Raw genomic sequence first — 13,256 nt, 5'->3', positions numbered from 1 at the left:
TGACAGAAGGAGCGCTTTTCCGTATAATGGATACTAGTTTGGAAGATTACTCAAGAGGCTTAAGAGGCCGTGTTGGAAACGCGGTAGGCGTGTAACAGCGTGCGTGGGTTCGAATCCCATGTCTTCCGTATAAGAAAGAAAAGCAGATCTATCGATTTGTTTTTTTTTTGTTAGGCAGGATTGGCAATGGGTAAGAGTGTCTTCTTTGTCGGATTTCCTGTATAATAGAAGGAAAGAACGGACGAAAAGGAGTGCAAGGTGATTTCACAACTGGACACAAAATCGGTTTATACCTTTATGGACAGTTTAGTCTCTATTCGAGACTATATTCAGCGTGCCAAAGAAATGGGTTACCAACAAATTGGTCTCATGGACATAGATAATTTATATGGGGGCTACGAGTTTTTAGAAGAGTGTCAAAAAGCTGGTATGGGGGCTGTCCTAGGTCTTGATTTGGAGGTCGAGTTACCGGTGGGTCCTTTATCTATCCGTTTGATTGCATTAGGAACAAAAGGCTATAAACATTTAATCAAGATTTCCAGCATGAAAATGATGGGGACAACAGACTGGTCGGCCTTCCAACACTTTTTGGATGATCTAGCCATCGTCGTTCCCTATTTTGAAGGGATTGAGTATTTAGACTTGGGGCAAGACTTTTCGATTGGTGTCTTTCCAGATACTCCAGCGAAACAGTTTTCTCGTCCTGTTTTCCCACTCCATACGGTCCGATATTTTTCTACGAGTGATTTGGAGAGTCTTCAGATGCTCCACGCTATTCGTAATAATTGCAGTCTGAAGGAAGTAGGAGCTGTTGACACTTCTATGATGTTCCTGCCACCAGAAGAGTTGGAGCGGGCCTTTGCTCATAATTATCCAGATAGTATTTCTTATCTAGAGAAGACCCTTGCGGCTGTTCATTATGAGATTGATACGCAATTAAAGCTTCCCCGTTTTAATCCAGAGAAGCCTGCTGTCGAGGAATTATGTGAATTGGCTGAAGAAGGTTTGAGAAGCAAGGGGCTGGACCAGACGGTTTACCAAGAGCGTTTGCGTCATGAATTAGCGGTCATCCATCAGATGGGCTTTGATGACTACTTCTTGATTGTCTGGGATTTATTACGGTTTGGTCGAAGTCAGGGATACTATATGGGGATGGGCCGTGGATCAGCAGTTGGTAGTCTAGTAGCCTATGCCTTGGATATCACAGGGATTGATCCAGTCAAGAACAATCTCCTCTTTGAGCGTTTTTTGAACTTAGAGCGCTATACCATGCCAGATATTGATATTGATATTCCAGATGTCTATCGTCCCAAATTTATCCAGTATGTTAAAAATCGCTACCGCAGTCCTCATGTGGCTCAAATTGTGACCTTCTCAACTTTTGGAGCGAAACAAGCCATTCGAGATGTCTTTAAGAGATTTGGAACCCCAGAGTATGAGTTAACCAACCTTACCAAGCGGATTGGCTTACGGGACACCTTAGCTTCTGCTTACGAAAAGAATTTAGCTTTTCGTCAAGCCATCCAAAGTCGTCCGGAATACCGTAAGGGATTTGAAATTGCGAAGAGGATTGAAGGGCAACCGCGTCAGACATCGATTCATGCGGCAGGTGTCGTCATGAGTGGTGAAGACCTCACCAATCAAATTCCGATCAAGATGGGTGAGGAGATGAATCTGACCCAATATGATGCCCATGGTGTTGAGGCAAATGGTTTGCTCAAGATGGACTTCTTAGGACTGCGAAATTTGACCTTTGCTCAACGGATGCAGGAAGCAGTGAAGGAAAAATATCAAAAGGATATTAAAATTGAGGATATTCCTCTAGAAGATCCAGAAACGATTGCTTTATTTGCTGCGGGTAATACCAAGGGAATATTCCAGTTTGAGCAAACGGGTGCTATCCGTTTGCTTAGACGAGTTCAACCTAGCTGTTTTGAAGAAATTGTTGCGACGACTTCCTTGAACCGGCCAGGGGCTAGTGACTATATCGATAACTTTGTCAAACGCAAGCATGGCAAAGAGAAGGTCGATATGATTGATCCTATTTTGGAAGGGATTCTAGCACCAACTTATGGCATCATGCTCTATCAGGAACAAGTCATGCAGGTGGCCCAGACCTTTGCTGGCTTTAGTCTAGGAAAGGCCGATATTCTCAGACGGGCCATGGGGAAAAAGAACGTGGCAGAAATGCATCGGATGGAAGATGATTTTATCAAGGGGGCTGTCGCGCTTGGGCATAGTGCAGAAAAAGCCAAGAAAGTCTTTGCCATTATGGAAAAATTTGCTGGCTATGGCTTTAACCGTTCCCATGCCTATGCCTACTCAGCCTTGGCCTTCCAATTGGCTTACTTTAAAGTCCATTATCCAGATGTCTTCTTTGACATTATGCTCAACTACTCTAGTAGTGACTATTTGACAGATGCTTTGCAATTTGACTTCCAAGTAGCTCCTTTGACCATTAATACCATTCCTTATAAGGATAAGTTCCAAGATCAGAAGATTTATCTAGGGATGAAAAATATCAAGGGTCTTCCAAAAGATCTAGCCTATTGGATTATTGACCAACGTCCCTTTGAAAGTATTGAAGATTTTATCTTGCGCTTGCCTAGCCAGTACCACAAACTTCCTCTCTTAACGCCACTGGTAGAATTAGGCTTGTTTGACTGCTCTGAAAAGAATCGCAGAAAAGTCCTTCAAAATCTTCCCAACCTATTTGTCTTTGCGGATGAATTGGGTAGCTTATTTGGCCAGGCTAATTATTCTTGGATGGATGCTGAGGATTATAGCAAGGCCGAGAAGTATGAAATGGAGCAGAGGGTCATTGGGGTCGGTCTCAGCCCTCATCCTCTGGTGGAAATTGTAGCAGCAAGTAGCAAACCGACTCGACCGATCGCCTCTTTAAGCGAAGGAGAACAGGCCACTATCCTGGTTGAAGTTCAATCGATCCGGACCATCCGAACCAAAAATGGAGAAAATATGGCCTTTTTACAAGTTTCCGATCTCCAAAAGAAGATGGATGTCACTCTTTTTCCTGATATTTATCGCCACTATAGCTCAAAAATAAGAGAGAAGGGCTATTACTATCTCAAAGGAAAAGTGCAATCTAGAGATGGTCGTCTTCAGATGGTTTTAATGGAAGCAGAAGAAGCCACCAATCAGCGTTTTTGGATTCAATTGTTTGATCACCAGGAGGACCGGGCAGTCTTAGATATTTTAAAAGCTTATCCAGGTCCTTATCCTGTCGTTATTCGCTATGAAGAGGAGAAAAAGACCATTCAATTAAAAGGAGTTTCCGTCCAGAAAAACGAGAAGTTAGAAAATGAGCTGGCAAGTATTGCTATGAAAACGATTTATCGATAAAATCTACGGAAAATAGGAGAAATTTGAGCCTCTTTGTGTTATAATCATTTAGAATGTAAAAGAAAAAAAAGGAGCAAATATCGAAATGAAACGTATTGCTGTTTTAACCAGTGGTGGAGATGCCCCTGGAATGAATGCCGCTATCCGTGCAGTTGTTCGCCAAGCAATTTCCGAAGGAATGGAAGTATTTGGTATCTATAATGGATACGCTGGTATGGTTGCTGGTGATATTCATCAATTGGATGCTTCATCAGTTGGAGATATTATTTCTCGTGGTGGAACGATGCTTCATTCAGCTCGCTATCCTGAATTTGCTGAACGCGAAGGTCAATTAAAAGGGATCGAGCAGTTGAAGAAACATGGAATCGAAGGTGTCGTCGTTATCGGTGGTGATGGATCATACCACGGTGCGATGCGTTTGACAGAACATGGCTTCCCAGCTGTAGGACTTCCTGGGACAATTGATAATGATATCGTTGGTACAGATTTTACAATCGGATTTGATACAGCTGTTACAACTGTTATGGACGCGATTGATAAGATCCGCGATACATCATCTAGTCACCATCGTACTTTCGTTATCGAGGTAATGGGACGTCATGCCGGGGATATCGCCCTTTGGTCTGGTATTGCTTCTGGTGCGGATGAAATTATCATTCCAGAAGAAGGCTTTGCTATCGAGGATGTCGTTGAGAGTATCAAGAAGGGCTACGAAAAAGGTCGTACACACAATATCATCGTCCTTGCTGAAGGTGTGATGTCTGCTGCTGAATTTGGTAAAGCCTTGAAAGATGCTGGAGATACAAGCGATCTTCGTGTAACAGAACTTGGACATATCCAACGTGGTGGTTCACCTACTGCGCGTGACCGTGTTCTTGCTTCACGTTTGGGTGCACATGCTGTTAAGTTGTTGAAAGATGGTATCGGTGGCGTAGCTGTTGGTATCCGCAATGAACAAATGGTAGAAAACCCAATTCTTGGTAGTGCTGAAGAAGGTGCCCTCTTTAGCTTAACTGAAGATGGTAAGATTAAAGTGAACAACCCTCACAAGGCTGACTTGAACCTTGCAGAGTTGAACCGTAGCTTATCTTCTATTTAATATTTATTTGTTAAAATTTGTCTAAAAAGACAGTGTATTTTAAAAGGAGTCATAGAAATCATGAACAAACGTGTAAAAATCGTTGCAACCTTAGGTCCTGCGGTAGAAATCCGTGGTGGTAAAAAATTTGGTGATGATGGATATTGGGGTGAAAAACTTGACGTTGAAGCTTCAGCACAAAACATCGCTAAATTGATCGAAGCTGGTGCCAACACTTTCCGTTTCAACTTCTCACACGGTGACCACCAAGAACAAGGTGATCGTATGGCAACAGTTAAACGTGCAGAAGAAATCGCTGGTAAAAAAGTTGGTTTCCTTCTTGATACAAAAGGTCCAGAAATCCGTACAGAATTGTTCGAAGGCGATGCTAAAGAGTACTCATACAAGACTGGTGAAAAAATCCGTGTTGCGACTAAACAAGGTATCAAATCAACTCGTGAAGTGATTGCCTTGAACGTTGCTGGTGCACTTGACATCTACGATGACGTTGAAGTTGGTCGCCAAGTATTGATCGACGATGGTAAATTGGGTCTTCGTGTTGTAGAAAAAGACGATGCAAGTCGTGAATTCATCGTTGAAGTTGAAAACGACGGTGTGATCGCTAAACAAAAAGGTGTCAACATCCCTAACACAAAAATTCCTTTCCCAGCTCTTGCTGAACGCGATAACGATGATATCCGCTTCGGTTTGGAACAAGGTATCAACTTCATCGCGATCTCATTCGTACGTACTGCAAAAGACGTAAACGAAGTTCGTGCCATCTGTGAAGAAACTGGTAACGGTCACGTTCAATTGTTTGCTAAAATCGAAAACCAACAAGGTATCGATAACTTGGATGAAATTATTGAAGCTGCTGACGGTATCATGATCGCTCGTGGTGACATGGGTATCGAAGTACCATTCGAAATGGTTCCAGTTTACCAAAAAATGATCATCACAAAAGTGAACGCTGCTGGTAAAGTTGTTATCACTGCAACAAACATGCTTGAAACAATGACTGAAAAACCACGTGCAACTCGTTCAGAAGTATCTGACGTCTTCAACGCAGTTATCGACGGAACTGACGCTACTATGCTTTCAGGTGAGTCTGCAAATGGTAAATACCCACTTGAGTCTGTAACAACAATGGCAACTATTGACAAGAACGCTCAAACTCTTCTTAACGAATACGGACGTTTGAACTCAGATTCATTCGAACGTAACTCTAAGACAGAAGTTATGGCTTCAGCTGTTAAAGATGCTACAAACTCAATGGACATCAAATTGATTGTAACATTGACTAAGACTGGTCACACAGCACGTTTGATTTCTAAATACCGTCCAGATGCTGACATCTTGGCCTTGACATTTGACGAATTGACAGAGCGTGGATTGATGTTGAACTGGGGTGTTATCCCAATGTTGACTGAAGCTCCATCATCAACTGACGATATGTTCGAAATCGCAGAACGTAAAGCAGTAGAAGCAGGTCTTGTACAATCTGGTGACGATATCGTTATCGTTGCAGGTGTACCACTTGGCGAAGCTGTTCGTACAAACACAATGCGTATCCGTACAGTCCGTTAATCTAATCAATGAACAAACCTTGTTTTCTAAGTTTAAAGCTTGGAGACAAGGTTTTTCTTTTTAGAGCAATTTTCTGACAATTTGGGAATGTGGGCCTTTTTTATTGTCTAATAAAATGGTATAATGAAATGAGCTGAAAGGGGGGATAGGAATGTCGAAAAGGGATTTGATTCGGAATATTATCATCATTGGAATATTGGGCTTGGTACTTATTACTTTGCGCCTATTTGTTTTTCAACCATTGTGGGTATCTGATCAAATGGCCAATGCCTCCGTTAAGAAAGATGATTTAGTATTAGCGACTAAAAAGGGGAAAATTGATCGAACGGACTTGGTCCTCTACCATGTAAAAGAGAAACAATATCTTGGACGTGTCATTGCGATAGAGAGCGATGAGGTCAGCTATGTGGATGATGTCTTTTATCTGAATGGTGTAGCTACAGCAGAGCCGTATTTGGACAAGATGAAGACCAAACATTTGGCTGCCCCAAGTGGCGATTATTTTACAAATGATTTTTTCTCTAGAGAACTTAAGGGAACCAAGGCTGGTAAAGTACCAAGTCATAGTTACTTAGTCCTAAATGATGATCGCAACAATACCAAAGACAGTCGTGAATTTGGTTATATTCAAGCAGATCAGATTGAGGGTGTTGTCGATTTCAGATTGTACCCTCTAAATAAATTTGGTTTTATTAAAGAAGAAGAATAGTCCATGAGGACTATTTTTTCTTACAAAAAAGCTACTGCAGAAAGGAATTGCAGTAGCTTTTATTCTGGTTAGATTGAGGTAAAGAGTGCTATTTTTCTTGTTTACTGGTAATTTGGTGAAAGACCTTTTGCCAGTGTTCATGACGCCGCCAGAGACTGGTATGGATCTGGTTATTTAACTCATAGCGAATCAACTTAGTCTTTTGACTGATGGATTCGATCTCGAAATTCTTAAAAGGAATTTGATGTTCTTCCTGCAAACGGACCAGGTCCTCCTTGTGACTTTCTTGGCCGAATTCATTAATGAGGGTGAAGTTGTCTGCAAGAAGGGTTTGGTATTCTTGCTGAGCCTGCAAGCGTTCTTCATAGGTCTTTAACTTGAGAAGGACATTGTCCAAAATCTCATCTTCAGGGATAGAACTTGGCTCCACATGGACATCGATATCAAAGACGCCAAATTTTTCCTTGAGAAGGCGCTCGACCTCTTCGGTAATCGCATGGCTCTCATAAACAGAGAGGTCTGGATTCATTTCAATGACAACATCTAGGTAGATATTGCTTCCGTAGGTCCGTCCCCGTTGGGATTTGACCCGGCTAACCTTTGGTAATTCCAGAATCGCCGCCTTGTATTTATCCAGGAGACTTTCATCAAACCCATCAGAGAGGCTGAAGGAGGATTCAATGAAAATGTCGTAGGCGGTTTTTAGGATAAAGAAGGTGATGACAATGGCCACCAATTGGTCCACAATGGGGTAGTTGAGAGCGCTAGCCCCAATCGCAACAGAAGTTCCCAAGGAAGTAACTACGTCAGAGAGGTTATCTTTGGCAGCTGCCTTGAGGGCCTTGGATTGGGCTTTCTTAGCTAAGGTCCGGTTATAAAGGTAGACCGCAAACATAACCAGGGCCGAGCCGACTCCGACAATGGCTCCTAAAGGATCGATGACAGTGGTTTCTCTACTGAGGATTTTCTGAACGGTATCTCGTAGGACATCGAAACCCACATAAAACATGATGATGGACGTCACCAGGCTAGCTAGATCTTCGATCTTCCAATGACCGAACCGGTGGTCACGGTCAGCTGGCTGGCGGGCTAAGCGAATGCCAATGAGAAGGGCGACGTTGCTGATAATATCGGATAAGTTATTAAAACCATCCGCGACCAAACTGGAGGAGTGAAGGAGATGTCCTGTTGCTAATTTAGCAGCGGAAAGAATCAGGTAGGCGACAATACTAATCAGGGCTCCACGTTCGGCTAGTTTTAAATTACTTTGTGATTGATTCACTGATAACTCCTCCAGACTTCTGTAGATTTCCTCCTAAGGGACAAACTTGGATCGTTGTTGATGAGGAAATATTCGTTCTTCCTAAGGCTTTATTATAGCTTTTTTGAGTGCAAAATTCAAATGATGCCAACTGTTTCCAAAAGGAGAAAGGGCGAAAATGTGGTATAATAGAATGATTGAATGAATGAGGAGTATGAGATGAATCCTTTATTGAATGGTATGAATGATCACCAGGCAGAGGCGGTCCAAACGACAGAAGGTCCCCTCTTGATCATGGCGGGGGCTGGGTCCGGTAAGACACGTGTCTTGACCCACCGGATCGCTTACTTGATCGATGAAAAAATGGTCAATCCTTGGAATATTTTGGCCATTACCTTTACCAATAAAGCCGCTCGGGAGATGAAGGAGAGGGCCTATCAGTTGAACCCAGCGACTCAAGATTGCTTGATTGCCACCTTCCACTCCATGTGTGTGCGTATTCTCCGTCGAGATGCGGATCACATTGGCTACAATCGCAACTTTACCATTGTCGACCCAGGTGAGCAACGGACCTTGATGAAGCGGATTTTGAAGTCCTTGAACTTAGATCCTAAAAAATGGAATGAACGGACCATCTTGGGGACCATTTCCAATGCCAAAAATGACCTGATCGATGAAGTGGCCTATGCTGCCCAGGCTGGAGATATGTATACTCAGATCGTCGCCAAGTGCTATGAGGCTTACCAAAAGGAACTCCGGCAGTCAGAAGCAGTGGACTTTGATGACTTGATTATGCTGACCCTGCGTCTTTTTGATCAGCATCCAGATGTGCTGACCTATTACCAGCAGAAGTTCCAATACATCCATGTGGATGAGTACCAAGATACCAATCATGCCCAATACCAGTTGGTCAAACTCTTGGCTTCACGCTTTAAGAATATCTGTGTCGTTGGGGATGCTGACCAGTCTATCTATGGCTGGCGGGGAGCAGATATGCAGAATATCCTGGATTTTGAAAAGGATTATCCTGATGCCAAGGTCGTCTTGTTGGAGGAAAATTATCGTTCCACTAAAACCATCCTACAAGCAGCCAATGATGTCATCAAAAACAATCGTAATCGTCGACCTAAAAATCTTTGGACCCAAAATGCTGACGGGGAAGAGATTGTCTATTATCGGGCCAATGACGAGCAGGATGAAGCGGTCTTTGTTGCCAAAACCATTGAAGAGCTGAGTCGCGAAGCGGGTTACAAGCACCGTGATTTTGCCGTTCTCTACCGGACCAATGCCCAGTCACGGACCATTGAAGAAGCGCTACTCAAATCCAACATTCCCTACACCATGGTGGGGGGCACCAAGTTCTACAGCCGGAAGGAAATTCGAGATGTCATTGCTTATCTGAACTTGATTGCCAACCTCAGTGACAATATCAGTTTTGAGCGCATTATCAATGAACCCAAGCGGGGAATCGGGCCAGGTACAGTGGATAAGATTCGTGACTTTGCCCAAATGCAAGAGTCTTCACTTCTAGATGCTTCAGCCAATATCATGCTCTCTGGCATCAAAGGAAAGGCAGCCCAAGCCATCTGGGACTTTGCCAATCTCATTCTTGATTTGAGAGAAAGACTGGACCAGCTGACCATTACAGAGTTGGTCGAAGAAGTCCTTGATAAGACGGGTTATATGACGGCCCTAACCAATCAGGGGAACTTGGAAAGTCAGGCCCGCATCGAGAATATCCAAGAGTTCCTGTCTGTTACTAAGAATTTTGATGAAAACGGAGAAACCCTCGAAGACGAGACAGGTGTGGAGACCTTGAGTCGTTTCTTGAACGATTTGGCTTTGATTGCCGATACAGATGATGGAGCGCAAGAGACCTCAGAAGTCACCTTGATGACCCTTCACGCGGCTAAAGGATTGGAGTTTCCAGTCGTCTTCTTGATTGGGATGGAAGAAAATGTCTTTCCTCTTAGTCGAGCAGCTGAGGATCCGGATGAATTGGAAGAAGAGCGTCGCCTAGCATATGTAGGAATCACGCGGGCAGAGAAGGTTCTCTTCTTGACCAATGCCAACTCTCGTTTGCTCTTTGGACGGACCAGCTACAACCGCCCGACGCGTTTCATCAATGAAATTAGCTCGGATTTATTGACCTATCAAGGATTAGCGCGACCAGCTAACACTAGCTTTAAGGCTTCTTATAGCAATGGAGGCGGAACGACCTTTGGAAAAGGAATGAGCCTGTCACAAGCCCTTCAAGAGCGCAAGAGACAAGCAGCTCCAAGTGCCCTCACGTCATCAAGCCTCCCCTTTGGCAATAGCAACCGTTCTAGCGCCAAAGAAAGTGTCGCTTGGGCCATTGGTGATATTGCCATTCACAAGAAGTGGGGCGAAGGAACTGTCCTAGAAGTCTCTGGTAGTGGCAACACCCAAGAACTCAAGATCAACTTCCCAGAAGTGGGGCTCAAGAAACTCTTGGCCAGTGTCGCTCCGATTGAGAAGAAATAAACTGAAACCAGTAAGCTTAGCTTGCTGGTTTTGATTTTCCAAGTGGCATGATATAATATACTAAGAATAGAGAAAGAGGCATACTATGAACGAAATCAAGTGTCCCAACTGTGGGGAAGTCTTTACAGTCAATGAAAGTCAATACAGCGAACTCTTGTCACAGGTACGGACAGCTGAGTTTGACAAGGAAATTCATGAGCGGATTCGGCAAGAGTTGGCTTTGGCTGAGCAAAAGGCCCTCAATGAGCAACAAGAGAAGTTAGCCAAGAAGGATCAAGAAATTGCCCAGTTACAGAACCAGATTCAACAGTTTGATACTGAAAAAGAATTGGCCAAAAAAGAGGTGGAGCAAACGGCTAGCCAAAGCCTGCTAGAGAAAGAAAAAGAAGTGCAGGCGCTGGAGAATCAGTTGGCCACTTTGCGATTGGAGCATGAGAATCAACTGCAAAAGACGCTCTCTGATCTAGAGAAAGAAAGAGATCAGGTCAAAAATCAGCTCCTATTACAAGAAAAAGAAAACGAGCTTTCTCTGACTTCTGTTAAGCAAAACTATGAAGCCCAACTTAAGGCAGCCAATGAGCAAGTTGAGTTCTACAAGAATTTCAAGGCCCAGCAGTCGACCAAGGCCATCGGGGAAAGTCTGGAGCAGTATGCGGAAAGTGAATTCAACAAGGTTCGCAGTTTTGCCTTTCCAAATGCCTATTTTGAAAAGGACAACAAGGTCTCTGCACGTGGGTCTAAAGGCGACTTTATCTTCCGCGAGTGTGATGAAAATGGAGTGGAGATTATCTCCATCATGTTTGAGATGAAGAATGAAGCCGACGGGACCGAGAAGAAGCATAAGAATGCGGATTTCTACAAGGAATTGGACAAGGACCGTCGAGAAAAGAACTGTGAATATGCGGTTTTAGTGACTATGCTTGAGGCAGATAATGACTACTTCAACACAGGGATTGTCGATGTTAGCCACGAGTATGAGAAGATGTATGTCGTCCGTCCTCAGTTCTTTATCCAGATCATTGGGCTCCTGCGCAATGCGGCCCTCAATTCTCTTAAGTACAAGCAGGAATTGGCTCTTGTCCGTGAACAAAATATCGATATCACCCACTTTGAAGAAGACCTGGATGCCTTTAAGGTAGCCTTTGCTAAGAACTACAATTCGGCTTCTGTCAACTTTGGCAAAGCCATCGATGAAATCGACAAAGCCATCAAGCGGATGGAAGAAGTCAAGAAATTCCTCACCACATCCGAAAATCAACTTCGACTTGCCAATAATAAGTTGGATGATGTTTCTGTTAAAAAATTGACTCGAAAGAATCCGACCATGAAGGCTAAGTTTGATGCCTTGAAGGGGGAATAGGAGGATCCTATGCAGATACGTATAGCAACCATGAAAGATGCTGAAGCCCTACTGTCTTTATACGAAGACTTGGGCTATCCAACGACCGCTTCTAAGCTGTCTCGACGTTTAGAAATGATTCTTTCTCAACCACATTATGGCTGTCTTCTAGCTGAAAGAAACGGAGAAATTTTAGGTTTCTTAGGTTATGCAAAGCTCTTCTTTTTTGAAGCAGATGGATCTTACTATCGTATTTTAGCTTTGTCAGTCGCAAAAGAAACAAGACGACAAGGAATTGCTAGTAGGCTAATCGATGAATTGAAAAAACAAGCGGTAAAAGAAGGAGTTGAGGCACTGGCTTTAAATAGTGGATTAACCGCTGAACGAAATGCTGCACATCAGTTTTATCAGGCAGTTGGATTTGAAAAAGTGACTGCCGGCTTTGCCTTGCATTTAAAAACTCAACATAAATGAATCGTGAAAAAATAGTAGAGGGAACGAAGTAATGTCTTCAACAAAAGGGAAAACCTTATATTTTAACGATAAGAGCATGGACTATGTGACATTTGGTAAAGGTAAGCAACCATTAGTGATTATACCAGGCTTGGGGGATGGGCTTCAGACCGTTAAAGGAAAGGCCCAGCTCTTTTCCCTCTCTTATCGTCTACTTGCTAAGCATTATAAAATCTATGTTTTTTCTCGAATTAATGAGTTAAGGCAGGGCTATACGACACGGGATATGGCAGCAGATGTAGCAGAAGCAATGGAGACACTAAACATAGATACCGCCTATATCATAGGGATTTCACAAGGTGGAATGATTGCCCAATGGTTGGCAGTTGATTTTCCTGAAAAGGTTCAAAAGCTCATCTTAGCCGTGACCACTGCAAAACCTAGTCAACTTGCTAGAGAACGAATTGAGCATTGGCAAAAACTTAGTCAATCTGGAAATTTTAAGCATCTCATGCTGGATATTGCCAAGCATTCCTACACGCAAAAGAGCTATCAAAAGTGGCGGTTGCTTTATAATATCATGGGTCGTTTGGGACGAATGAAGGATGAGAAACGAATTGCCATTCAGTCTCAGTCTTGCCTGGAACATAATAGCCTTGAAGTCTTAAAAGAAATTCAATGTCCGACTTTGGTTCTTGGTGCGCTTGAAGATGATGTGATTGGTGTGGACGGATCTAAGGAACTGGCAAAAGCGATTTCGGGTTGTCAGCTCCTTATTCTTAAGCATCCAGGTCATGCTCTGTATGAAGAAAATAAAGCATTTCAAGAGGCTGTCTGTGGATTCTTAAACTAAAAAAAAGCTGGAATACTTTCCAGCTTTTTTATGTTGATAAATTGTAAAATATAGTGCAACAAAAAAACTCATAGCGTTTCATTGGGGTAAACTGTAAGTATTCACACAAAC

The 13,256-nt window shown here is 43.1% G+C and carries 9 protein-coding genes and 1 tRNA gene; 9 read left to right on the top strand and 1 reads right to left on the bottom strand.

What is annotated here, in order from left to right; genetic code table 11:
- Positions 1-40: 40 nt before the first annotated feature.
- From K1J10_RS04845 to lepB, 5 genes are all read left to right on the top strand, one after another.
- Positions 41-128: transfer RNA gene (locus K1J10_RS04845), tRNA-Ser, on the top strand.
- A 130-nt stretch (positions 129-258) separates the two neighbouring features.
- Positions 259-3,360, top strand: coding sequence for a DNA polymerase III subunit alpha (locus K1J10_RS04840; RefSeq protein WP_223356049.1), 3,102 nt, complete (start codon positions 259-261; stop codon positions 3,358-3,360).
- Between the two features lie 85 nt (positions 3,361-3,445).
- Positions 3,446-4,459: a 6-phosphofructokinase gene (gene pfkA, locus K1J10_RS04835; protein WP_223356048.1), complete on the top strand. Its 1,014-nt coding sequence runs from the start codon at positions 3,446-3,448 to the stop codon at positions 4,457-4,459.
- A 60-nt stretch (positions 4,460-4,519) separates the two neighbouring features.
- Entirely contained in the window at positions 4,520-6,025 is a 1,506-nt protein-coding gene (gene pyk, locus K1J10_RS04830) for a pyruvate kinase (RefSeq protein ID WP_223356047.1), read from the top strand.
- 151 nt (positions 6,026-6,176) lie between these two features.
- Positions 6,177-6,734: a signal peptidase I gene (gene lepB / locus K1J10_RS04825; protein ID WP_129822192.1), complete on the top strand. Its 558-nt coding sequence runs from the start codon at positions 6,177-6,179 to the stop codon at positions 6,732-6,734.
- Positions 6,735-6,822: 88 nt separating this feature from the next.
- Here the strand turns inward: lepB and K1J10_RS04820 are convergent, their stop codons facing one another.
- Positions 6,823-8,016 (bottom strand): cation diffusion facilitator family transporter, encoded by a 1,194-nt coding sequence (locus K1J10_RS04820; protein WP_223356046.1) that lies wholly within the window; start codon positions 8,014-8,016, stop codon positions 6,823-6,825.
- A gap of 198 nt (positions 8,017-8,214) precedes the next feature.
- Here K1J10_RS04820 and pcrA point away from each other — a divergent pair, with 198 nt between their 5' ends.
- From pcrA to K1J10_RS04800, 4 genes are all read left to right on the top strand, one after another.
- Complete coding sequence (gene pcrA, locus K1J10_RS04815; protein ID WP_223356045.1) at positions 8,215-10,500, top strand: DNA helicase PcrA; 2,286 nt, start codon at positions 8,215-8,217, stop codon at positions 10,498-10,500.
- Positions 10,501-10,585: 85 nt separating this feature from the next.
- Positions 10,586-11,860: a DUF2130 domain-containing protein gene (locus K1J10_RS04810; RefSeq protein ID WP_023917750.1), complete on the top strand. Its 1,275-nt coding sequence runs from the start codon at positions 10,586-10,588 to the stop codon at positions 11,858-11,860.
- A 9-nt stretch (positions 11,861-11,869) separates the two neighbouring features.
- Positions 11,870-12,313 (top strand): GNAT family N-acetyltransferase, encoded by a 444-nt coding sequence (locus K1J10_RS04805; protein ID WP_129268848.1) that lies wholly within the window; start codon positions 11,870-11,872, stop codon positions 12,311-12,313.
- A 31-nt stretch (positions 12,314-12,344) separates the two neighbouring features.
- Entirely contained in the window at positions 12,345-13,145 is an 801-nt protein-coding gene (locus K1J10_RS04800) for an alpha/beta fold hydrolase (RefSeq protein ID WP_223356044.1), read from the top strand.
- Positions 13,146-13,256: the final 111 nt, after the last annotated feature.

The sequence above is a fragment of the Streptococcus australis genome (assembly GCF_019930045.1).
GTDB lineage: Bacteria > Bacillota > Bacilli > Lactobacillales > Streptococcaceae > Streptococcus > Streptococcus australis_D.
The sequence above is the reverse complement of the archived record's forward strand: the minus strand, read 5'-3'. Positions and strand labels throughout refer to the sequence as shown.

Bases quoted from the DNA above. Each gene is read 5' to 3' on its own strand.
- pcrA (WP_223356045.1), top strand. From the start codon at position 8,215: ATGAATCCTTTATTGAATGGTATGAATGATCACCAGGCAGAGGCGGTC.
- K1J10_RS04810 (WP_023917750.1), top strand. From the start codon at position 10,586: ATGAACGAAATCAAGTGTCCCAACTGTGGGGAAGTCTTTACAGTCAAT.
- K1J10_RS04800 (WP_223356044.1), top strand. From the start codon at position 12,345: ATGTCTTCAACAAAAGGGAAAACCTTATATTTTAACGATAAGAGCATG.
- pyk (WP_223356047.1), top strand. From the start codon at position 4,520: ATGAACAAACGTGTAAAAATCGTTGCAACCTTAGGTCCTGCGGTAGAA.
- lepB (WP_129822192.1), top strand. From the start codon at position 6,177: ATGTCGAAAAGGGATTTGATTCGGAATATTATCATCATTGGAATATTG.
- K1J10_RS04805 (WP_129268848.1), top strand. From the start codon at position 11,870: ATGCAGATACGTATAGCAACCATGAAAGATGCTGAAGCCCTACTGTCT.
- pfkA (WP_223356048.1), top strand. From the start codon at position 3,446: ATGAAACGTATTGCTGTTTTAACCAGTGGTGGAGATGCCCCTGGAATG.